Genomic DNA, 23,529 nt, shown 5'->3' on the forward strand with positions numbered 1-23,529 from the left:
CGGAGGCGAGGAGGAGCGAATGAAGCGGAGCATGGTGGGTGTTGCGGCATTCTTTGCCGCGGGGGTCGGGCTCGGGATCGGATGCGCGAGCGGGCCCGTGGTCGTGCAAAGCAGTGATCAGGCCGCCGAGCCGCTCCCCTCGCAGGCGAAGACCGAGCCCACGCCTCCGCCCCTCACGACCCCCACGGGGCCCGAGGTGGCGACGGGCCCATCCGAATGGGGAATCGTCGGACCCGCGCCCGCGCCGACCGTGAACTACCCGAACGTGGTCGCGAAGGTCGAGTCGATGATCGGCGACCGCACGGTCGTGGCGGGGGCGCAGCGCCGTGGTTTGTCGGTCATGAACGTGATGTGGGAGGACACGGGCCGGGCCCAGGGCTCGTCGCTCGGGCCGAACATCTCGGATCTGACGCTGCAGGTGCGCTATCGCGACGAGAGCGGGGACCTTTTCAAGACGGCGCTGATGCCGGTGATCCGCTTCCCGAATTTCACGGACCGCACGGGCGACATCCCGGCGGATCGGTTTTTCGTGCGCGTCGGCAACCAGAAGGCGGACGGCGGGTCGATCGAATCGGTGCCGCTCAAGGACGTGCTCAAGGACATTCGCAAATTCGCCAGCGTGCCGGGCTCGATCCTCGGCAGCGGCAACCTGCTCGCGCCGCGGGACACGCATTTCCTGGTGAGCGCGCAGGCCGTGTTCTTGCCGATTCCGAAGACGGGCAAGGCCGAGTTCAACCCGGTCATCTTCAATTACCAATCAGCCCCGAAATCCCCCGCCGTGCTCACGCTCCTCGTGACGCGCGAGGGCACGAGCGTCAGCGTGATCGAGAATCGCAACGAGGACATGGGCGCACGCGGATGGGGGCAGGAGCTCTATTTCAACAACAAGGGCCAGCGCTCCTCGTTCACGGCCGAGCGCCGGAGCGACGTGAAGGCGCGAATCGAGGCGCAAGGCGGGCCGAAGACGGAGGCGGACAAGAGCGCCCTCGCAAAGGGAGCAGACGTGCTCTTCCTGGTACAAGTGCCGCTGGTGCACGCGAACCGCGGGGTGCTCGGCGGTTCGGTGCCGACGGTCCCGAAGCAGTCCGGCGGCGGGACGTCGATGCCCATGGCCACAGCCACGGCCAAGCCGTCGAAGGTGTTCGACATGAAGCCCACCGAGGAGAGCGACGTGGAGCAAGCGGTGCTCGGCCACGGCCCGAACCTCGGTCCCTACAACGAGGGGCGAAACCTCAAGCTCGTACGGGATCCCAAGTTCCCGATCCGCGTCACGGTGCAGTTCTACAAGGCCACGAGCAACGGCGTCGTGGACGAGGCAGATCTCGACGGGATCTCCCGGTCGATCGGGAGCGTATACGAGCACGCCGAGTTCGTCGGCTCGCTCGTAATGCCGGAAGGAGATCCGCGAAGGCCAACCGCATGGCAGACGATCCCAGGGGAGTGGTTCCCCTGGTGAGCGTTTCGCTGGGGCTTTGCCCCAGGCCCCAGGAGGGGGCTGTCCGCCCCCTCCACCCCGGACCAGCGCAAGCGCTGGACTCGTGGTCGATGAACTGCGCGATGCGCAGTTCATCGAACAGGCCAGGTCAAGACCGCAACCGACCCTGCCAACCAAGACGGCCGCGCTGACGGTTCAACGGGCGACGTGGTACCAGCGGCGGCCTGTGGGAAGAACTGCGCGGAGCGCAGTTCTTCCCCCTGAGGTCCAGGGCTGGCCCTGGTTCGGGTCGAGGGGCGAACAGCCCCCGCGGGGCCCGGGGCAGCGCCCCGGCGCGGCGTCCTCAGCTGAGCTTCAGCGCTTCCTCCACCCATGCGCGCGCCTCAGCCGCGAGCATGGACAGTCGCTCGGCGTCCCACGTCGCGCGTGGCAGGGGCACTTCGCGGCGGGTCACCGTGTTCCGCGTGTCGAAGAGGTCGCAGAAGGACAGGAGCGCTAAGGCTTTGCGGAATCGATCCACGGGCGCGTGCTTTTCCGCCTCGCATAGGTACGTCTCCGCGAGCCGCGCGAAGCCTTGGACCTCGTTGGCTTCCCACACGAGGGGTCCGTCGAGGATCTGCCGCGCCGCGTCCGCGTCTCCTCGCGCGAGCGCCTCGTCCGCGGCGGCGATGGCACGCACGTAGTCCCGCAACGCGGCTTGCTTGGGCGTCCATGACCTCTCCTCCCCGAGCGGCACGCAGAGCGGGAGGAGCTGCTCGGGCTCGCACGTGCCCTCCTTGCACGCCGCCGACCGATCCAGCGCCTCCAGCGCTGCCTCCGGCTCGCCCAGCATCAGGAGCGTGATCCCACGCAGGTGATGGAAGTGCTTCACGTCCGCCTCCTCGGAGAGCTGCGAAGGGTCGATGCCGTCGAGCTGAGTGAGCGCTCCTCGCCAGTTGGCCGCACAGGCGAACGAGCGCGCGAGCGACAGACGCACCCGCGGGTGATCGGGGAACTTCGTGCAGGCGAGCTCGTCGATGGCTCCGGTCGCGTGCTCGCCGAGCGCGAAGAGTGCTGCCTCGAGCGCCAGGAGCTCGTCGGGACCGGCCTTGCTCTTTGCCCACAGGAGGCGGCGCTTCAACCCTTCCTTTCCCTCCTTCCGCAGCGCGCGCTCCTCTGCGATCGCCGCCGCGAGGTGCCTTCCTGTCGGCTTGTGGCAGAGCAAGCGCCTCGCGTAGAGAGACCTCACGGGCAGGCTCGGCAAGTAGAATGCCCTGGTGGTGTGGCCCTCGGGGACCTTCGGGGGCTTGGCGTCGAGCGGCACGATCGTCGGGCGGCCCTCGTGCACCACGAGGAGCGCCGCGCGGTCGGCGCCAGGCGTCGCGAGCAAGATCGAGGAACGCGGCACGCGCACGCGGTACACGATGGAAGGGCCTGCTTGTCCGTGGCGGAGGCCGAAGAGCAAGGGACCCTCTCGCTGCATGTCGAACAGCACGAACCACATCCCTGCCGAGGCGCTTCCGACGGCGGTTCCTTCGTAGAGGCCCGTCACGCCGTCGAAGAGCTGGAAGGGCCCCGCCCCTTCCGCGCCCACCTGGACGAACCCCCACAGCGCGCCTTCGGGTTCCTTCGGCCCGTCGTCGGTGCCGACGACGCCGACGACGCTCTCGCCGTCGGGGCAAGGCGCCACCGTGAGGGAGAGGAGCGCCCTCGGGATCGGCGCGCCGGACGGCGTGCCGCGGGGCGTGTAGAACGTCGTTCGCCCGATGTCCTTCTCGTTGTCGGCCTCCACGACGACGACGACGCGCGGCGCCGAGAGTCCTTCGACGCCCTGGATGTGGACGCGCGGGAAGCCGTGCTCGGGGATCTCGCGGACGAGCCGCAGATCCTGGAGGTCGAACACGCGGATGACGTTCGACAGGTCGCGCGAGCTGCGTATCCGGAGCCAGAGGTAGCGCCCCTCCGGGCTGACGGTGCCCTCCTCGATGCGCAGCTCCGGCAGCGTGTCCTCGAAAATGCCCTCTTCGAGCGTCGGCACGACGGCGCCGTCGTTGCGGAGGATGTTCGGGCACCATGCGAGCACGGTCCAGTCGTCCGTGTCGATCTCGAGCACGCCTCCGTGCCGTCCCGCGAGGATCAAGCGATGGCCTCGGAGCGCGAAGGTCACGACCTCGAGGGGCCTCGGCGTCCGCAGGAGCACGCGCGCCCGGAGCGCGCTTGTCGCGACATCGATCACGCGGACGAAGACCCACGGGCCCCTCGTCGTGGGGACGATGAGCACGACCTCCTCGCGCTCGTCGCGCGTCCGCACGAGCATCGTCTCCCACTTCCACCGCGGCAAGACCCGTGCGTCGTGCAAGATCGCCAGAGGCCCCGCTGTGACGCCCTCTCCCTCGAACGCCTCGACCTGCACTGAAAACGCGCGCCGTACCTCCGCGCGGATCTCCCCGCGCACGGCCGCGAACCGCGCCGCTTCCTCGCCCTCCAGACGCGCCGCGAGCTCCTCGCACACGGCGAGTGCGCGCAGGGCATCCCCCTCGCGCCGGAGCTGATCGAGCGAGACGGCGAGGGCTTGTCGTTCGAGCTTCCGCTGCACCTCTGCGCGAAACCCATCAAAGAGCGAGGCCTCGTCCTCTGGCAGATCCTTTCGTTGGACCTCGCCGAGGATCTTGTTCGCTTGCGCGACGTCGCCTTCCACCATCGCCCGCCGCGCAGCCTCGACGCGCGCCGTCGCCACGCGCCGACGTTCCTCTGTGATCGCGACCTGCGCGCGCTTTCGTACGTCCTCCGCGGGCCCGAAGCCGTGCAGCACTTTTTCGTGCGCGTCGACGAGATCCATGGCCGTCTCCGGCGCTCGCTCGGCGATCTCCGCGGCGCGGTGGAGCGCCACGATCGCGGCTACGGCTGGCTTCACCTTCGCGCTTTCGCCGGGAGGTGCGATGACATCCACCCACGCGAGCAGCTTCGATTCCGCGCGCTCCTTCACCTTGCCGCGCCCCGCGGCGGGCAGCGCGGCGTACGCGGCGAGCCCCTCGGCGAGCGCACCCGTGCCGATCGTCCGGGCGATCGCCGCGGCGTGCGCTTCGTCTTCCCGCGCGCGGGCTTCGGCGAGCTTCTCGGCGATCCGTCGTTCCGCGGGCGCTGCCTCGTGCTCCGGCAGCCCGAGACCCTTCGCCGCTTCGAGCAGCGCGACGGCTTGCTGAGGCTCGCCGCGATCGAGCGCGTCGCATGCGTCCTCGAGCTTTCGCCGCGCCTCGTCCCGCTTCCTTTGCTCCTCGATGGCGCGAAGGATCCTCCGGGCGACCTCGCTCTCCGGGTGGTGCGCGAGGAGCTCGCGGGCTCGTCCTTCCGCGCCCTGGAGATCACCCTCCGCGAAGAGCCGCGAAGCTTCCGCTTCTGCGGGGCCTCGTGTCGTGGCGCGCGCCTTCGCGAGTGCGGCCGCGAGGCCGACGAGCTCCGGGTGTGTCACGTCGAGGGCTCGCGCCCGCGCGAGATCGTCGGCGGCCTCGGCGAGGTTCCCCGCGGCGAGCGCGGCTCGTGCGAGCGCCACGAAGACCTCGGCGACGCGCGCCGGGGGGGCCTTCGTGTTCGCGGCTGGGAGCAGGCGAAGGGCGCGGTCGCGGTCTTCGAGCCTTGCGGCGGCGAGCGCGAGGAGGAGGCGCACGTGGACCTCGGCGAGCGTCTCTGGGGGGAGCGTCTCGCCGAGGTCGAGCGCCTCCTTGTCTGCGCCGAGCGTGGCCACGAGGAGCGAGAGGAGCGCGCTTGCGGCTTCCACGTCGCCGCCGCTCCGGGCGAGCGCCTCTTCGAGGTGTGCCCGGGCGAGCTCGTAGTCGTACTCCGCGAGCGCAGCGTCGGCCGCGCGGAGGAGCTCCGGGACGTCACGGACGCCCCGCGGTTCGTCCGCGCCTCTCGGCGCGCGCCCATCGCCTTGCCGTGGCGCGGCCTTGCGTGGAGCCTCCGGGGTCGGGGGCACGGGGGATGCTGTATCGATCGCGCGCTGGACGAAGGACCGCGCGTCGTCGTCGAGCTCTGCGACCACGGCGTGGCAGGCGTCGAGGCCGGAGGGGCGATGGTGGAGGAGGACGACGCCGGGCTCGTCGGGCTCGGGGCGGATCTCGATGGCGTCGCGGAAGTGCGTGACGAGTACGCTCTGGAGGCGGCTCTTCAGGGCGTAGCGCCGCGTGGTCTCGCGGCGATCGAGGCCGAGGCCGGTGGGGTTGACGTCGCGGATCAGGGCGACGAGCTCTCGCGCTTCGGGGCGCACGCGGCCGGTGATGACGTCTTCGGGGTCGAGCGAGACGGCGCGCTTTTTCTTGTCCTTGGCCATGGGCGGGGGAGGCCTGACGGCGTGTGGGTGGGCGATCGGAGGGCGGTACGGTCCCTCGCGTCAAGGCAACTTTGCAGGAAGGTCGCGGCGCTCCGCAGGAAGGAAGAGCGATTGTGCAGGGAGGGTTTTCCCACGCCCCCGGAGCGAACCGCACTTCCGTGGGAGCGAACCGCACTTCCGTGGGAGCGAACCGCACTTCCGTGGGAGCGAACCGCACGTCCGTGGGAGCGAACCGCACTTCCGTGGGAAGGTAGGCGTGTGTTGTAGCTTTCTTTCCCTCGGGGTGCGGGAAGGGATGCCGCGCGTGCCGGAACGAACGGCCCGGCCGCGGGGGGCGCCGCCTTTCGCGAGTGCTCCGCCGCGCGATGCGCCATTGCATCGACCACATCGCGGTCGATGCAAAGGTCCAGGGCTGGCCCAGCAAAGAGGGGTGGACGCTACAAAAATTCCCCCGCATCGACTGCGCATCGCGCAGTCGATGCCCAGAGGTCCAGGGCTGGCCCTGGTCCGGGTCCAGGGGTGGACAACCCCTGGTCGGGTTCGGGGTGAAACCCCGGCGCTACGCCCTGACGGGGGGCACTTCCTCAGCCGACGAGCCGCTCCGCGATCTGCACCGCGTTCAGCGCCGCGCCCTTCCGCAGGTTGTCCGCGACGATCCACAGGTTCAGCGCGCCCGGCACCGCGAGGTCATCGCGCACGCGGCCAACAAAAACATCGTCGGTGCCGGCTGCCTCGCGCGGCTGCGGGTGCTTTCCCGGCGCGTAAGGCTCGTCGAAGAGGCGGATGCCCGGGGCGCGGCGCAAAAGCTCGCGCGCCTCGGCCGCCGTCATTGGGCGGTGGAACTGCGCGTGCACGGCCTCGCTGTGGCCCGTGACGACCGGGACGCGCACCGTCGTCGGCGTCACGCCGATCTCCGCGTCGCCCAGGATCTTGCGCGTCTCGTTTACCATCTTGAGCTCCTCCTCCGACCAGTCGGGCAGGCTCCCGGCCTTCCAGTCCATGAGGAGGTTGCCCGCGAGCGAGCCGGGGAAGACGTTCGCCGTGGGCTCGGCGCCGGCCGCGAGCTCGCGCGTTTGCGTGATGAGCTCGTCCATCGCCGCGTGGCCCTTGCCGCTCGCGGCCTGGTACGTGGAGACGATGACGTGCTTCAGCCTTGCCGCGGCGTGGAGCGGGCCGAGCGCGACGACCATCTGGATCGTGCTGCAGTTCGGGTTTGCGATGATGCCCTTCGGGCGGTTCTTCGCTGCGTCCATGTTCACCTCGGGCACGACGAGGGGGCAGTCGGGATCGCCGCGCCACGCGCTCGAGTTGTCGATGACCACTGCGCCGCGCGCGGCCGCGAGCGGGGCGAGCTCGCGCGAGGCGGCGGCGCCGGCGCTGAAGAGCGCGATGTCCACGCCGTCGAAGGCCTCCGCGCGGGCGACCTGGATCTCGAGCTCACCGCCGCGGAAGGGGACGCGGCTGCCCGCGGAGCGCGCCGAGGCGAGGACGCGCACTTCGGTCGCCGGAAAGCGCCGAAGCTCCAGGGTCCGCAACATCTCCCGCCCGACCACGCCCGTGGCGCCCACGACAGCAACGACACACGACATGGTGCCGCTATAGCGCTCGGTCCGCGGTCGACGCAAGAACGCTGCGCCTCGGCGGGGCGCGCGCTAGCATGGCTTCCGTGATGCGAGGCTCTCCCCGCGCTTCGTCGTGCCTCCTCGCGCTTCTTGCGCTCGCGCCGCTCACGTCGCTGACCGTGACAGGCTGCAAATCGGGCGCCTCGGGTCGCGCGGCCCAGGGGTCCGCGCCGCCCGCGGCGAACGCCGGTGCCGTCCCGGAAAAACTCGTCCCGATGGTCTCGCCGTCGCGGCTCGTGCCCGATGTGCGCGGCGATCGCGGCTTCGTCGCGTACGAGGCGGGCGCGCGGCGCGTGCTCGTCGATCGCATGCGGCTCCTCGTGCGCGACGACGGGACGACCGAGCGGGCGAACGAGCTTCTGCCGCTCGGCCACGTGAGCGCCGTGGCGCTGCCGAGCCGGCTCGGCGGGGGGTTCGTCTTCCACGCGACGTCCGGCGGCGGCACGCAGCTCTGGCGGGCCTCGTCGTGGCTCGGAAAACTTCGGCCGCTCGTGCAGTTCTCGTCGACGACGAGCGATGTCGTGCCGGGCTTCGACCGGCTCTACCTGCGGCTCTCTTCGAACGGAAAGCTCGTCGCGGTGGACGCCGAGTCGGGCGAGGTGCGATCGCTCGCGCCGCTGCCGCCCGCCGCGGCGTATGGCGGGCTCGCGTTCGCCGATGGGTTCACCGGGGTCGTCGACGCGGATCTGCGCGGCGTGCTCGCCACGTTCGACGCGGGCACGACGTGGCGGCCGCTCCAGCTCCCCGAGCGCCCCGCGGCGATCTCGGTGGTGGGCGGCGAGCCGACGATGTTCGTCGCGGGCGGCAAGTACGTGCTCGATGCGCGCGGCAACCTGACGTACCGCGCGAACCAGGTCGCGACCGACGACGAAGGCGACGCGAGCACGCCGGGCGCGCCGAAGGGCCCGTTCGGGAAGAAGGTGCTGCGCGCGGCCGTGGAGGACGGTTTTCCCGACACGGCGCGCACGGCCGTCGTCGCGCGGGCCGGGGCGCTCGCGCGGGTCTCGCTCGACACGGCCGCGATCGTCGACCTGAATCTCACGGCGTTCCCCGAGCGCGAAGCGAGCTGCCACGCGGTGCGCCTCGGCGCCTCGTACGGGTTCGTCTGCGGCGAGCGCGAGGGGCCGACGAACGTCTACGCGTTCGTCCCGCCGCTCGCGATGCAGAAGGTCCTCTCGTTCAAAGGCCCGCGGTTCGTCTCGGCGAACGGGGCGGGCGCGCTCGTGGTGCGCGGGACGTGCGAGGACAGTGCCGATGAGGCGAAGAGGCCGGGCGCGAAGGCCGAGGCCGCGAGCGCGGCGAGCGACGCGGGCACGCGCGTGTACTGCGTGCGCGCGGCGAGCGGGGCGACGCGCGAGGTGCGGGTGAAGGGCGACCTCGGGGTCGAGCGGGTCGTGGCGCTCTCGGACGAGCGGGTCGCGATCCTCGTGCCCCCGCGCGCGGGCAGCACCGGGCAGCTCACGATCCTGAAGGGCGCGGAGATGACGAACGTGCCGCTCGTGCTGCCGCAGAAGCCGCGCAGCGTGGCGCGCGAGCTGCGGCGCGGGATGTGGCTCGAAGGGTTCGAGGAGCGCGAGCCCGGCGTGCTCGGCGGCTGGGTGGAAGCAGGCGGCCCGGTGATCGGCGTGCGCGTGAAACTCGACGGCACGGTGACCGCGGGCGAGGCGCGCGACAACGAGAACGGCGTCGTGATCTCGGGCCGGTTCGCGCTGTCGCCCGGCGAGGGCGGGCGCGCGGCGGAGTCGATCGACGGCGGCATGACGTGGAAGGTCTTCGACCTGCCCGAGCACGACGTCGAGCCGAGCGACGCGCCGACGCGCGCCTGCGGGCCCGTCGGGTGCGTGCTCGCGGGCTGGGTCCGCGTGGGCTGGGGCAAACCCGCGATCTCGGGGGATCTCGGCGCGGCCGAGGCGCCGCCTTCGCTCTACGTGTCGATGAAGACGACGCCGACGGTGCGGATGACCTGCGCGCCCGTGGGCAAACCCGTCACCGAGCCGCTCCCGGACAAACCCGCGAAGAAGGAGGCCGCGGCTCCGCCTGTGCCGCCCGGGTTCGGGGGGTTCGGCGGCTTCGGCGGCTTCGGGCGCGTGCCGCAGCAGCCGCAGAAGACGCCCTGGAGCACGTTCCGCAACCTGCCCGCGCCGACGCTGGAGAAGGACGAGCTCGGGATCGACAACGGCGCGCCTTACGACCTCGTGAGCCTGCGCGCGTACGCCTGGGGCAAGAAGGGCTCGGACTGGTCGCGCACGGGACACTTCCTGGTGCGCTTCGACGATCGCTTCGATCCCGCGGGCGGCGTTCGCTCCACGGCGACGAGCGCGCCGCCCTGGCCCGACGAGACCTCGACGGCCGAGGGCATGGGCGTCGGCTCGTACCCGCTCGCGTCGTGGGGATCGTTCCTCGATCCGACCGGGCGTCACGCGCTGGCGCACGTTTGTCGGGGAACGAGCTGCTCCTTGCTCGCGGCGAGCGAGGGGCAGCCGGTGCTGCTGCTGCGGGACGCGGCGGGGCGCACGACGGGGTTCGCAAGGCCGCTGCCGCAAGGCGCGGTGCGCCTCGGCGAAAGCTGGTTCCTCCTCGTGCAGGGCGCGGCCTACGACATGGTGGCGCTCTACCGCGTGGATCTCGGCGTGCTGCGTCTCGTCACGTCGTTCTACCGGCCGAGCCCCTCGCGGTACGCGATGCCGGAGCCGCCGCGGCTCGTGCGTCGCGCGCTCGGGACGGGCCTCGGCCTGCTCGTGACGAGCATCCCGGAGCCGGGCGATCGCTTCGGCGGGATGTACGTGCACCCGGTCGATCCGGAGACGGGCGCGGTGGGTGAGCCGATCGCGCTCGGCAAGCGAGACCTCGGCGGCGCGTTGCCGCCGCGCTGCGCGGAGGGGCAGGACGGCTGGGTCATGGACACGTCGCTCGACGTGCCGCCCGCCGTGGAGATTCCGGACGGCCGCGCCGCGCTCGACTCGATGGAGATGCGGCTGCGCCTCGATCCGGGATCGGTGTGCGTGGAAGGGATCGCGGCGCGCCTCGACGGAACGTTCCTGGCGGAGAAGGACGCGAAGCCGCAGCCCGCGGACAAACCGGTGGCGACCGGGGCGGTGCCGCTCGCGGCAACGGAGCGCTCGACGGGACGGCGGTGGAATTTCGCCTGTAGCCGTCGCTGAGCATGGGTCTCATTGGGGAGCCGCCGCGCCGGGGCGCTGCCCCGGGCCCCGCGGGGGCTGTTCGCCCCTCGACCCGAACCAGGGCCAGCCCTGGACCACTTGGGGAAGAACTGCGCGATGCGCAGTTCTTCCCACAGGCCGGTGGGACCGCCTCGCCAGTCGAGACGTCAGCGCGGCTGTTTTGGTTGGCAGGGTCGGTAGCGGTCTTGACCTGGCTTGTTCGATGAACTGCGCGGAGCGCAGTTCATCGACCACGAGTCCAGCGCTTGCGCTGGTCCAGGTCCAGGAGCGGATAGCTCCTGGTGGGGCCTGGGGCAAAGCCCCAGCGAAACGCCCTCTCGACGAGACCCATGCTCAGGGCTTTTTCGCGACCACGATGTACTGGTCGGGCAACGTCTCCGCGATGGCCTCGCCCTTCAGCCCCACAGCTTCGAGCTCGGCGATCATGGCCTCCGGCGTGATGCGGTGCTCCTTCGGCGGGCCCTTCGTGGCCTCCATCGTGAAGTCGACGATGACGAGCAAGCCGCCGGGCTTGAGGCCGTCCTTGATCTTCGCGGCGTAGTCCTTTCGTCCGTCGATGTGGTGCCACGTGTCGACGATGAGCACGCGATCGACTGTGCCCTGCCCGAGCCCCGGATCCGAGAGCCCGACCTGACGCGCTTCGACGTTGTCGAGCTTCTCCTTCACCGCGCGCTCGCGCAGGTAGCGCACCATGTCGGCCTCGAGGTCGAGGGCGAGCACCTTGCCGCTCGGGCCGACGGCGCGCGAGAGGTGCGGCTCGAAGTAGCCCGTGCCTGCGCCGATGTCCGCGACGACGAGGCCCGGCGACAGGCGCATCGCGGCGACGACCTCGGCCGGCTTCTGCCACGCGTCGCGCGCCGGATCGTCGAACTCCTTGGCCCAGTCCTCGGCCTTCTCGAAGCGATGCACGAGTGGACCGCCGTGCCCGTGATGCCCGCCGCCATGCGCGTGATGGGGTTTGCCGGGGGGGGCATGCCTCGCCACGAGCTCGTCATGCGGCATCGTCTCCGCCGTGCTGTACACGGGCTTCGGAGGTTCGCTCGCGCAGGCGATGACGGGGAGCAGGAGGAGACAAAGGGAGGGCCGCATCGACGGATGCGTTAGCACGCCGCCGGTTCCCCGCCTGGAGGAAAGCGGGCGGTGAAGGCGCGGTGGACTTCGACCGCTGGATCGTCGGACAGCGCGAGATCCCGCTCGCGGTAGCCGGTCCCGATCGAGAGGACTGTCACGTCGCGGCGCTCGACGCGGAACCGGATGCGGAAGTCCTTGTGCGCGAGGAGCGAGGTGCCGTCGGGCAGGACGCGGATGCGGCGGTACGGGTGCGGCTGCGGGCCGAGGCGGAGCGTGCGCGTGACGGGCGCAACGAGATCGATGCCGTGTTCGTCCTTCAGGTACGCGGCCTGCTCCGCGGCGTACGGGCTCCACGCGACGGAGAAACCCGGCTCGGGATCGGCCGGGGCCTCGGCCGCGCTCGCGCTCTCGTTTTCGGCGGCGAGCGGCTCGAGCCAGCCCGTGCGCGCGCCGGGGCGCGCCTCCGCGTAGGGGATGTAGGGCTTGATGTCGAGCACGGGGCTCTCGTCGATCATGTCGACGTCGCGCACGTGGATCACGAGGCCCTCGACCGAGACGAGCCGCACGAGCGAGAGGCCGATCGGGTTCGGCCGGTGCGGCGAGCGCGTGGCGAGCACGCCGCGACGTTTGCCGGCGCTGCGCGGGGGCAAAACCTTGGGCCTCCAACCTTTGTTGAGGTGGAAGAGGAAGACGACCCAGAGATACTCCCAGCCTTCGAGATCGCTGACGGCGTGCTCGAGCCCGAGGCCCGAGGCGAGCTCGATGCGGCCCTCTGCGCCCTCCGAGACGTGCGGCTGGCGCGGTGTGCTCACGCGATCGGGGAAGGGCGTGCGCAGGATCCCGATCGGCGTGAGCGAGATCGGTTTTAGGCGGGGATCGTCGGGTGGTAGCAATGTGCTCGGGGGTTTGGGGGCGTAGCTCGGCTGGTCCGAGCGTAGCCCCCAAGCGTAGACCACCAATTCACTCGGTCCACATCGACTCGGTCTCGCCCATCGTGCGGTACTTCGTGTCGATGTGGTTCATGAGCTCGAGCCACCACGACTCGAGCTTCGCGCCGCTCTGGAGCGGGCTCTCGCCGAAGAACGTGCCGCGGATGCACTCGGCCTTGCCATCCTTGCCGACGCGGCAGCGGCCGTCGACGAACACGAGGATCATCTTCGGCAGGCGGCTCTCCATGCTGTCCGTCGGCGCGTTCATGAACGTCTTGATCAGCGTCGCCGCCGCGACGAGATCCTTCGGCTCCTGGCCGTAGCCGTGCAGCGCGAAGACGACCGGGTAACGCCGCTCCTTCTGGTCCTTGTGCGCGTAGCCGGGCGGGAGCGCGACGCTGACCGGGCCGACGCGGCCGGACGCTTCGAACTCGAACGAACAGGCGCCCTGGACCTCGCACGGCTCCGCCTCCGGATCCGCGTCGTCGTTGCTCTCCAGCACGAGCGAGCGCAGCTCCGGATCGGGCCAGCGCGCGCCGATGAAGTAGAGCGCGCTCTGCAGGCGGGCGACGAGCTCGTTCGCCGTGCCCACATGCTGCCCGCTGCCGCTCTCGATGTCCTCGGCCGTCGGATCGAGCTTGCCGTACCGCTGGAGCACGATGCCGGGCAGATCCTCGTAGGGCACGCGCGAGGGCGCGTAGCTGTTCAAGCTGCCCGGGACGAGCTCGGGGTGCTGCGTGAAGTCCGAGAAGTACGTGACCGCGCGCTTGCGCGCGCCGAACGCGCCCGCGAGGTGCTGCGCGCTGACGCCGAAGTTGAAGAGGTCGCGCGTGCCGCCGTCGGTCCACACGTCGATGCGCCGCAGCGCCGCGTCGTCGAGCTCGCCGCCGGGCGGCGCGTCGCGCGTGATGCGATGCACGATCGAGTGCGCGTCGCGCTCCCAGAAGCGATCGAGCCCGCTCGCGACCGTGAACTTTCCGTCGCCCTCGCCGACGTCGTAGCCGTCGCCCTCCTTCTGCCAGCCGCCCGGAGGCTGCTGCTTCGTGCTGGGCACGCCGTCGAGGCCGACGTCCTGGAAGGGCTCGCCGTCGTCGAAGCGCATGTTGCGCTCGCTGCCGGTCGGGTTGTACTGCGCGTCGTAGTCGTCGCCGGCCGGATCCTCGTTCACGCCGGGCATGTAGCCAGGCTCCATCGCGCTCGGGATCCCGTCCTTGCCGACGTCCTCCCACGGCTCGTGGCCGGCGCGGATGATCGGCTCCATCTCGTCGCGAACGCCGTTGCCGTTGTAGTCGACCGCGAGCGCGAGCTCGAGCGGGGAGTTGTTGCCCTCGGCGGTCCACCAGTTCGCGTACGGCGTGCGCTCCTCTTTCTGCGGCGAGCCGTCGCAGACCGTGATCACCGGGAAGGTGCCGTCGGGGTTGAACTCGTCGTCGAAGTAGCCCGTGAGCGTGAGCGGGTGCGCGCAGCGCTCGATCGGGCAGTTCTGCGCGAGCTCTTCCTGCTTCTCCTTGTCCGGCCCGTCGAGCGGATCGACCCAGAGCGTGCACTCGTCCGTCGGACGACCACCGGTCTGGCTCGCATCGTCCGGACGAACGCCCGCGGGCAGGTTCTCCGCGCCGGGCGTGAGGTTCTCGCCGTTCGGGTTGCCGAACATGACGGCGAGGTCGCGGAAGATCTGCACGTAGGCCTCGCGGCTGAAGCTGCCGCCCGTGCCGCTGCGCGGGTACTCGAACCACCACTGGTTGAAGACCTGCGTGTGCTCGTACGGATCCCGCGGCGGCAGCTTCCACGCACACTTGCCGGGCGAGCCGTCGATCACGCCGATGCACGTCTCGTCCGCTGCGCACTCGGCGTTCGTCTGGCAGAGCGTGGGCTCGAGGTTGATGTCGCCGAGGACCGTGCCCTTCGCGATCGGCCGGAACCCGCCGACGTAGTGGCGCTTGACCGCGTCGAGCATCCACGTCCAGTCGACCGGTCCGCCGAGCGGAGCGAGCGCGTCGAAGAGGTTGTGGTGGCGCATGCCGAACATGGCCGTGCCGCCGCCGCCCATCGAGACGCCGAGGATCGCGCGGTGCGTGAGCCTGCGCGGGAAGGCGTTCGTGCCCGCGTCCGCCGACACGACGGCCTGGTAGGTGCCGAGCCGCGGCGCCATGAACGAGAGCGCCCATCCGTCGCCCATCTTCACGATGCGCGCGTCCGCGACCGGGACGACGCGCGGCTCCTTGAAGGCCGGGCCCGAGTACGAGACCGCGAGGTGCCGGAGGCGCGCCTTCTCGGGCAAACGCGCGGGGTTCAGGGGGATCGTCATCGGCACGTCACGCTGGAACTTCGAGGTGACGGGGCCAAACGTGACCGCAGGGCCGAGCGGCTCGTAGCCCGACGGGAGCTTCGCGTCGCCGCACGCGATCGTCGCGTCGAACTTGGGGACGCTCCAGAGGTAGCTGCCGCTGTTCGGCTCGCTCGCGCGCTCGGGCAGGCCAAGGCTCGCCGCGGCGAGGCTGCCCTTCGCGGTGATCGTCTTGCCGCCCTCGACGGCGCCCGTCGCGCCGTCGCCGGCCGCGCAGGTGAGATCCGCGGTGCCAGCCGTGTCGAGGACCTCGACTTCGAGCGTGGCCTCGGCCTCGGTGCCGTCGCCGCGGGGCAGGAAGGCCTTCAACGTCGCGCTGCCGCCCGTCTTGCCCGCGAGGACCGCGACATCGACGCCGGCCTTGTACAGGTCGAGCGTGTCGCCCTTCGGCGCGGGCGTGATGTCCGCGCTCGAGGTCTCGAAGCGGATGGCGGTCTTCGTGCAGAAGTCGGGCTCGGCGACGACGCGGACCGACCGCGACGCGCACGTCGCGCCGTCGGCGCATTTCGCGAGGAAGACCCGGCTTGGTTCGAAGCGGAGCTTCACCACGTCGGGCGACGGCGCCGAGCAGAAGTCACCTGGCCGGAGCGTCGGATCCGTGCCGCCGGGGTTGGTCCCCGGCGTGGTTTCGGTGGTGCAGCTCGGCGCGGCGACGGCGCCGATCGCGCCGAGCAGCGCGAGGACGAAGGCCGCGCGTGTGCGCGTGGAAGAAAAGCCCCCTAGGCGAGCGGTCGTCATGGGGTCGAGAGGATACCGAAGGAGGCGGACGGAAGGGGAGCTTCACGCGAACGAGGTCGCGCGAGGCTCGTGTCGTCCGGATCAGGGGGAGGGCGGGGCCGGATCGGGCGGCGGTTCGGCGGGCATCTCCTCGCCGAGCCCGGGGAGCACGCCCGTGATCGGAGCCTTGCCGAGGGGCGCCACGATCACGCCGTCGGTGACGCTGCCGAGCCACGAGCCCTCGAGCGAGACGGGCACGGCGACGTCGTCGACCGTCGTGCCGGCTGCCGCGAAGATCTGGAGGAGGCCGATTTTTCCCTCGATGGCAGAACCATCCTGGGCGGCGTCCCAGCGCGCGGTGAGCGCCTCCTGGCAGAGACCGGCGAGACAAGCGGCGTCGCAGGCGCCGAAGCTGCCGAGGGCCTGGCCGAGCGCGTCGCAGGCCGCGATCGTCGCGAGCGCATCGCCCATCGTCGCGCCTTCGGGCGCGCCTTCGAGCGCCACGCTCTTGCACGCGCCGCCCACGTAACGCGTGGGCAGCCAGAAGATCTCGCCGCTCGTGGAGAGGTTGTCGCCCGGCTCGGACGCGATCTTCACGAGATGCGTGCCCGGCATGCCCGCTTCGTCGGCCGGGACGACGCCGAAGCGGCTCGGCGAGAACGTGCCGTAGCCGGGGACGGCCGTGAGCGCGGTCAAGCGCCCGGCGAGCTGGCTCGGCGGAGCGGCGATGCCCTTCTGCAGGAAGCCCTCGATCGCCGCGCGCAGCGACATCGGCTGCGCGGCGAGGTGATCCTTCGTGATCGTGTCCCAGCCGCTCGCCGCGCGGGCCTCGGCGAAGTTTGCTTCCTCGAGCTCGGACACGCGCGCGGCCATCTCGTCGAGCAGCACCGAGGCCATCTCGACGTCGGCCGGCGCGAACCTGTCGCGCAAGCTCTTGCCCGCCGCGTCGAGCATCGAGAGGAACGGCGCCTGCGCGGGCACGAAGTCGAGCGTGACGTCGAGGTCCGTCTTGCCGACGACGATGGGTTTGTCGATGACGTTGACCTTGAGCGTATGCGTCGTGCCGGCGATGAGACCACTCGCCGTGGCGCAGCCCCAGGCGAAGTGGCCGGCGCGCACCGAGACCGCGAGCGTCGGGCCGACGGGCGCCTTGTCCACGAGGAGCGGCGCGTCGACCGGCGCGCTGTTCACGAAATCGGCCGGGGCACCCTCCGGCAGGAGCGGCGCGACCGCCTCGCACGTCGAGCGCGGCAGCACGCTGACCGTCCACTCCGTGACCACGCGTTTGCCCTTGTACTGGGGCACGACGTCGAGCGTCGCGAAGCCGTCGCCGCTCACCGTCACCGGGAGCTCGGCCGAGGGGCCGTCCTTGATCCACGCGCGGAGCCGGTAGGTCGTCGCCTTGTTCGGCGCGCGCATCGTCACGGTCGCCGTGCCCTTCGCGTCCATCGGCGCGGCGACGCGATCGAGCGTCGCGTCGAGCGAGTCGCCGAGCAGGACGAACCAGACTTCGTCCGAGGTCGGCGGCTCCGTTCGCACCGTGATCGTGGCGAGCTCACGCATGCCGAGCGAGAGCGGCCCCTCGTTCGTGAAGATGAGCTGGTTCTCGGGAGCCGGCTCCACGGGCGGCGACCAGGGCGTCTCCGCGGTCCTGTCTTCACTCGGGGCGCAGCCGAGGAGCGGTGGCCCCGCCGTGGCGAAGAGGACAAACCATGAAAGTCGGGAAGGAAAGCGCATCGGAGGCGAGTTTACCCCGGAACGAGGGCGGCGGCGACCTCTCTGCGCACGATCTTGGGTGGTTTTTCAGGGCGGAAGGGGCACCCGGTCTGTCCGGACGTGCGCGAGAGCGCCCGCGGCGGGCAAACCCGGAGGCGTCGCGGCCTTGCCAGGCAGCCCGGGCGAAACCAGGAGGCGCGCCGCGTTCCCGCAGAGGATCAACGTCTCGCCGAGGACGAGCCCCGCCGCGGCGAGAGGGCTCAACAAGCCCGCCGCGCAGAGCGGAATGACGGCGGCGTTGTAGACGACCGAGACGAGGAGGCTCTGCCGGACGGTCGCCCGCAAGGCGCGGGCGAGGTCGACGAGCCACGCGATCGTCTCCAGGCGGTCGTCGCAGAGCACGAGGGGCGCAGGCACGGCCACGGGCAACGCGCCGGGCGCGACGGCGAGCGAGACGTCCGCCGGGCACTTGTTCGCGCGGTCCTCCTGGCCGTCGCTGATGTGGAGGACACGCGCGCCGGCCTGCTGGAGATCACGCACGTGCAGGGCCTTCTCCGCCGGGCCGAGGCCGCCGAGCGCCGGCACGCCGAGCCGATGCGCGAGCGCGAGCGTCGCGTCGGGGCCGTCGCCGCTCACGAGGCGGCAGCCGAGCCCCCGCTGGAAGAGCGCGCGGAAGGCCTTCTCCGCGCCCACCCGCGGCGGATCCCAGAGCTCGAACCAGGCCTCGACGATCCCGTTTCGCCGGACGCACACGAGGCTCGCGCCCTCGCGCGCGTCCGTGGGCAGCGCATCCCCCGGGCGCGCGGCCGAGACCTCGATGAGCGCGCCGCGCGCCCGGCCGACCACGCCGTCGGGGCGTACGTCCGCGGCCTCGTCGAGCGCGCCCGGGCGCACGCCGGCCACCACGAGGTGATGCGCGATGGCGCGGCCCGCGCGGTGCGTCGCGCTCGCCTCGAGCGCGGCCACGTCTTCGAGGATCGAGATGTCCGGGAAGTCGCGCCAGGCGAGGCGCGTGACCCGCGGCGTGCCGAGCGTCACGGTGCCGGCTTTGTCGAAGCAGGCGACCGTGGCCGTGGCGATCCCTTCGAGGGCCGCCGGATCCTTGACGACCACGCCGGCCGCGCGCGCCCGGAGGACGGCGATGGTCCGCGCGGCCGGCAGCGCGATCAAGAAGGCCGCGGGCGAGGCGCCGATGAGCACGGCGATCGCCGTGAGATAGCCGTCGGGGTGGAACGGGCCGCGGCCGAGCAGCGCGTGCACGACGAACGCGAAGCCGGCGAACGAGACGGACGCGACCGACAGGGCGAGCGACGCGACGTGCGCGAACGACTTTCCGCTGCGCTGCCGCGCGTCGCGCTCGATCCGCAGGGCGGCGCGATGCACCTCGGCGTCGGCTGCGGCGGCGATCTCCGAGCAGGACGCCCGCGCCACGCGCCCCGTGACCTCCCCCGAGAGCAGACGCGCGCCCGTCTCGACGATCTGCCCCCCGGCTCGATCCACGGCGTGTCCATCCGGCAGGGCCACGCGCGCGGCGCCCTCGAGGACGATGTCCACGGGCGTGACGTCGCCTTCGCCGAGGCGCACGCGGTCGCCGGGCGCGAGCAAGGCGCACGCGACGCGCTCGTCCACGCCGTTCGGGCCCACGCGGCGCACGCGGGCCTCGCGCGTCGCCGCGGACTGCGTGAGGCCCCGGAAGGCGCGCGTGAGCAAGGCCGTGTGCGCGTAGAGCCCGAGGATCGAGAAGCCGAGGATCGCGCCGGACGCCTCGAACGCCGCGAGCGAGAGCCCGTCGAGCTCCAGTCCGAAGCGCGTGAGTTTCTCCAGGATCGACGCGGCGCGGCTCGGGTCCGCGACCATCGCGAGGATGCCCAGGGCGAGCGCCAGCGTGGCGCACGTCAGCGTGACGACCTCGGTGCCGACGACGCCGCGGCGCGCGAGGGCGCGGGCGCGGTGGAAGAGGGGAGGGCCGGCCACGGCGAAGAGCAGCAGCGTGAAGCCGAGCTCGACCCAGGCGATCTCCCGCTCGGGGGCGCGCGTGGGCCGCCACGAGGCGAGGGCGATGAGGTTGGCGAGCAGCGCGACGACCAGGCCGAACCGCCCTGCGTCGAGGCGCGTCCGCTCGCTCGGCGGTGCGCCCACGGCGGTCGTGAGCGTGAAGCCGCGCTGGGCCATGGCGGAGGCGATCTCGCGCTCGCTCGTGACCCGCACGTCGTAGATGGCCTGGGCGATCTCGCCGAAGAAGCCGACGGACGCCGCGCGGACGCCGGGCAGGGCGCGCAAGGCTTGCTCGGCGCGGCGGGCGCAGCTCCGGCAGGAGAGGCCTTCGACATGGAAGGTCGCCTCGTGCTCGAACGCGGGGCGCCCGCGGCCGCCCTCGCGCCCGGGGCGGGCGTCTCCATCGACCAGCGCAGTGGGGAAGGAATGATGCATCGTCACCGCGGACCGGAGTCGCAGCGTGCGCTAGCGAACTTCGGGCCGCGGGCGATCACGACCGGCGGGCAACTCGTGCACGCGGCCGCAGGCGGTAACACCGCGTAATTGCGGAAAATCGCGAGGGAAAGGGAGAAGGTGGAGGGCCGCCGCGACGGACGTCGGCGGGGCGGGGGGATCGACCCTGGCGGATCGTTACTTCTTGTAGATCTGGGCGGCGGCGAGGCCGGCGCCGCGCGTCGCCTTCACGATGACCTTGCCGGGGCCGCCGATGGGCAGCGGGTTCTTGAAGCAGCCGTTCGCCTTGCCGCCGAGGATGGCCGTGGCGCCCTGGCCGTTGCTCTGGGCGAGGACCTGGGGGGGCAGGGGGGCGGCGCTGAGGACGAGCTGCACGTCGAGCTGCTGGATGCCGACGCCGGAGGCGATGACCGAGTAGCACTTGCCGGCCTCGATGTTGATCGCCTGCTCGAGGACCTGGCCCTCCTGGAACTGGGCGGCGAAGGGCTGGCCGTCGGGCTGCATGCCGGGGGCCTCCGAGGCGGCGAGGCCCTGGAGCGCGAGCGTGGCGACCTGGGCGGCGGCGGGGGCGATCGGCGTGGCCGGGGCGCCTGCCGAGGCGCCCGCGCCCACCGTCGGCGCCGGCGTCGGGGTGGTCGCGGCGGGCGTCGGGGTGGGGGCCGGCTGCTGGTACTGGTTCGGGTTGTAGGAGCCCGGCTGCTGCCCGGCCGCGTACTGGTTCTGCTGCGACGGGTCGTTCGGGTCCGGGGTGTCGCTGCCGCCGCAGCCGACGGCGAAGAGGCCCAGCAGGGCCACGGGGAGGATCATCGAGAGGCGCATGGGTTGGCTCCTTGGAAATCTATGCTGCCGTGGTTCGGGTGCGCGGCGGCGCCGCCGCACCTCGGAAGACGCTCGGGGCCGACGCTGCGGCTCACCGATGCTTGGGCGTAAGACGGGCCCAGGCGTCCGCTACTTACACCGGATTCGTGCTGTGAGGGGAGGGGTTTGGAGGCAGAGTTCGTCGCAGAACTTTGCTGGGGGCCTGTCCCGGATCGACGGGCCTCTGCCCCCCGGGTTTCACTTGGGCTCCTCGATGCAGCAGCCCGTGAGGCAGTAGAAGCCGAAGTTGCAGGGCTCCTGGCCGGGCAGGCCGCAGGGCTGGACGTCGGCAGGGCACTGCTCGGGCGGGCTGCCGCCCATGCCGCCACTGCCGCCCATGCCGCCCATGCCGCCGTCCGGGGGCGGCGGGAAGCACTCGGGCGGCAGGGTGTCCTTGCCGATGCAGAGCTCGCACTTGCCGCATTCGTTGAAGCAGGCGCCCTTCACCTGCGTGCACGGGGCGCAGGCCTTCGGATCGTCGAGCTTGTCGAGCGTGCAGGAGAAGCTGCCCAGGCCATTTTCGGTGCCGAGCCAAACCGGACCGTACTCCTGTCCTCCCTTGTAAAGGACGCAGCAACCGAAGCAATCGCAGCCGTTCGGCGTGAGCTCCGGACAGATTTGCTTGCAGGTCTCGGGCTGGTCGTTGAGGAGCTCGTTACAACTGAGGGGCGTGCCGGGCGTGTTCGCGTTCTGGTTGTATTTGCACTTGTCGCCGTTCCACCACTCCGGGTTGTAGTCGGGCGCCGTGGAGAGCGGGTCGCACTGGTGGTTCCAGTAGCACTCGTCATTGCCCGTGCCGGAGTTCGAATCCCAGAAGCAATCCTGAACGCACGCCGCGCCGGAGCCGCCGGGGATGCTCACGCCGAGGCCGGTCTCGCTGTTGTCGCAGGGGCCGAGGCACTCGGGATCCTGCCAGTCGATGAGGCCGTCGCCGTCGTTGTCCATCGTGTCGCCGCACTGATAGACCTGGTTGACGCACGCGGCCGTGACGAACCCGCCGTCCGGGCCCACCCAGCCATCCGGCCCGGCGTCGGGGATGTTGCCCGTGCCGCCCGTGCCGCCCGCGCCGCCCGTGCTGCCGCCGACGCCGCCCGTGCCGCCCATGCCGCCGGTCGCGATGCCGCCGCCGCTCGCGCCGGAGCCGCTGGGGCTTTGCGTCTGGGGTTCGTCGCTACAGCCCACAGCAATGACGGCTGCGAGGAGGGGGCTCGCGAGGAGCAGGACCATTGCGCTCTTGGAAAAGGACGGCATGTAAAGTCTCCTTGCCTGAAGCTCTGGCTCCGGGGGGCTCGGGTTCCCCGGGCCGTGTCCACGGACGAACGACGTGCAGGCACAATGCACGAGGCGCGCCAGCAGCGCAAGGCATGGGAAAGCGCCGAAAAGCCGCATTTCGACGGGGACGGTCACGCGGGGGTGGTTGCACGAGTGACCAGGTGTTGTCGTCAGTCGGGATCCGCCGACCTCGGCGCGCGCGAGGATCAGACGAGGAGCGAGAGGCCGGTCCAGGTGAGGTGAACCGTCGCATGAGCGAGCATTGCAGATTCCAGGCTGCGACGGAAATAGAGCCAGCCGAAGGCGACGCCGGCGATTGCATTCAAAACGACGGTGCGGGCGATCAACGGGGCCGTGAGCGGAAGGCCCTGCCCGTGGACGGCGGGCAGGTGGCCCGCGCCGAAGAGGAGGGCGGTGAGCGCGATCGTGACCCACACCGTCGCCGTGGTGGGGCTGCCCGAGGTCCGGACGATCTTTCCAATGGCCCAGGCAAAAAACGTCGCGAGGCCCCACCGCATCAAAAACTCTTCGGTGAGCCCGCCATAGAGCACGCTCGTGATCACGGTCCACGCAGTGCGTTTCTGGAGAATGCGGAGGCCCTGGCCGGCTTCGCCCAGGGTAGGGAGCATGAAATGGTCGAGGGCCAGGACCACGAGCGCGGTGAGGATGCCCAGGCCGACGGCGATCCGCACCTGGGCGCGGAATCGCGGCTCACCTGCGGGCTCGCCGGCCGCCCACGCGGCGACGTGGGAGCGCAGGTGCAAGGAGGGCGCGAGGCGAACGCCCGTCGCGACGGCCAATGCCAGGAGGAGCAGGGGCTGGATCATCGACGCCGCCACGAGCACGGGCAGCGGCGGCAAGGGCGTGCCGCTCAGCGTCAACTGCCGGAGCTGCGGGATGGTGATGGGGAGCAGGCTGAGGACGCCCAGAGCTCCCAGGCCGAAGAGCACGCCGAATTGTCGCCACGAACGCTGAGGAGCTGCCATATCGCCTTTCTGGGGCGAGCGGGCGTTCAGCGCAAGACTTCGACCCCACGCGCCGCGAGGCGATCGAGGACGGCGGGGTCGTCGACCGAGCCGAGGCTCACGTCGAGATTCGCGAGCTTGGGGAGCGCTTCCAGGCTCGCCGCGTGCGTCCAATCGCCGCTCAGGGTGAGATCCGTGAGATTGGCCAATCCTTCGAGGGGGCGGAGATCGCGGAGGTCGTCGAAAAAGCCGTGGCCGTCGAGGTCGAGCGTCTCGAGGCCCTCGAGCGCGCCGATGCCTGCGAGCGAGCGGAGCGCATAGGTGTCGTCCTCGCCGCCGGTAGAAACGCCGGCGCCGCTCTCCATCATCATGTAGATCTCGTTTCCGCCGTCGAAATCGAGCCGATCGAGCTTCGCGACCTTCTTGCGATCGAGCTTGATCGCATGCAGCCGGGCCATGGCCGCCCGGAGCCGAACCGTATCGTCGTCGCCCTCGATCCCTTCGAGCTTGGCCTCGACCCGCTCCGCGCTCACGGCCTCGGCCTCCATCAGCGCGCCGAGCACGGCAATGTGCAGGCCGGGATCCGGGAACACGATGCGGGTCTCGTCCTTGTCCGCGGCCTTCTTGGTCGCGGCTTTTTTCGTGGTCATTACGGTGCTTT

General features: G+C 71.2%; 13 protein-coding genes. 2 read left to right on the top strand and 11 right to left on the bottom strand.

All coding sequences use genetic code 11. The features are described from left to right. Positions 1–19 precede the first annotated feature (19 nt). Positions 20–1,456, top strand: coding sequence for a hypothetical protein (locus QHF85_RS07675; RefSeq protein ID WP_281326418.1), 1,437 nt, complete (start codon positions 20–22; stop codon positions 1,454–1,456). A gap of 322 nt (positions 1,457–1,778) precedes the next feature. Here the strand turns inward: QHF85_RS07675 and QHF85_RS07680 are convergent, their stop codons facing one another. Both QHF85_RS07680 and QHF85_RS07685 read right to left on the bottom strand, forming a co-directional pair. Further along, positions 1,779–5,741, bottom strand: a complete 3,963-nt coding sequence (locus tag QHF85_RS07680) for a hypothetical protein (RefSeq protein ID WP_281326419.1) — start codon at positions 5,739–5,741, stop codon at positions 1,779–1,781. A 584-nt stretch (positions 5,742–6,325) separates the two neighbouring features. Beyond that, the gene (locus QHF85_RS07685; RefSeq protein WP_281326420.1) at positions 6,326–7,330 is read right to left on the bottom strand and encodes an aspartate-semialdehyde dehydrogenase; all 1,005 of its coding nucleotides are present in this window, start codon (positions 7,328–7,330) and stop codon (positions 6,326–6,328) included. 80 nt (positions 7,331–7,410) lie between these two features. Between QHF85_RS07685 and QHF85_RS07690 the strand changes: the two genes are divergently transcribed. After that, complete coding sequence (locus QHF85_RS07690) at positions 7,411–10,524, top strand: hypothetical protein (RefSeq protein WP_281326589.1); 3,114 nt, start codon at positions 7,411–7,413, stop codon at positions 10,522–10,524. A gap of 354 nt (positions 10,525–10,878) precedes the next feature. On the opposite strand, the gene QHF85_RS07695 is transcribed toward QHF85_RS07690, so the two are convergent. The 9 genes from QHF85_RS07695 to QHF85_RS07735 form a co-directional block, all read right to left on the bottom strand. Beyond that, positions 10,879–11,634 carry a class I SAM-dependent methyltransferase gene (locus QHF85_RS07695; RefSeq protein WP_281326421.1) on the bottom strand — a complete coding sequence of 252 codons (756 nt, stop codon included), beginning with the start codon at positions 11,632–11,634 and terminating at the stop codon, positions 10,879–10,881. Between the two features lie 11 nt (positions 11,635–11,645). Then, the gene (gene tsaA / locus QHF85_RS07700) at positions 11,646–12,572 is read right to left on the bottom strand and encodes a tRNA (N6-threonylcarbamoyladenosine(37)-N6)-methyltransferase TrmO (RefSeq protein WP_281326422.1); all 927 of its coding nucleotides are present in this window, start codon (positions 12,570–12,572) and stop codon (positions 11,646–11,648) included. Positions 12,573–12,576: 4 nt separating this feature from the next. After that, entirely contained in the window at positions 12,577–15,630 is a 3,054-nt protein-coding gene (locus QHF85_RS07705; RefSeq protein WP_281326423.1) for a hypothetical protein, read from the bottom strand. A gap of 81 nt (positions 15,631–15,711) precedes the next feature. Then, positions 15,712–17,346, bottom strand: a complete 1,635-nt coding sequence (locus tag QHF85_RS07710; protein WP_281326424.1) for a hypothetical protein — start codon at positions 17,344–17,346, stop codon at positions 15,712–15,714. A gap of 66 nt (positions 17,347–17,412) precedes the next feature. Then, positions 17,413–19,755: an HAD family hydrolase gene (locus QHF85_RS07715; RefSeq protein ID WP_281326425.1), complete on the bottom strand. Its 2,343-nt coding sequence runs from the start codon at positions 19,753–19,755 to the stop codon at positions 17,413–17,415. Between the two features lie 195 nt (positions 19,756–19,950). After that, positions 19,951–20,592, bottom strand: a complete 642-nt coding sequence (locus QHF85_RS07720) for a hypothetical protein (protein ID WP_281326426.1) — start codon at positions 20,590–20,592, stop codon at positions 19,951–19,953. 237 nt (positions 20,593–20,829) lie between these two features. After that, positions 20,830–21,882, bottom strand: coding sequence for a hypothetical protein (locus QHF85_RS07725; RefSeq protein WP_281326427.1), 1,053 nt, complete (start codon positions 21,880–21,882; stop codon positions 20,830–20,832). A gap of 227 nt (positions 21,883–22,109) precedes the next feature. Then, complete coding sequence (locus tag QHF85_RS07730) at positions 22,110–22,889, bottom strand: CPBP family intramembrane glutamic endopeptidase (RefSeq protein ID WP_281326428.1); 780 nt, start codon at positions 22,887–22,889, stop codon at positions 22,110–22,112. Between the two features lie 26 nt (positions 22,890–22,915). Continuing rightward, positions 22,916–23,518: a hypothetical protein gene (locus QHF85_RS07735; RefSeq protein ID WP_281326429.1), complete on the bottom strand. Its 603-nt coding sequence runs from the start codon at positions 23,516–23,518 to the stop codon at positions 22,916–22,918. Between the last annotated feature and the right edge of the window lie 11 nt (positions 23,519–23,529).

Source organism: Polyangium sp. 6x1 (assembly GCF_029946515.1).
Lineage (GTDB): Bacteria > Myxococcota_A > Polyangia > Polyangiales > Polyangiaceae > Polyangium.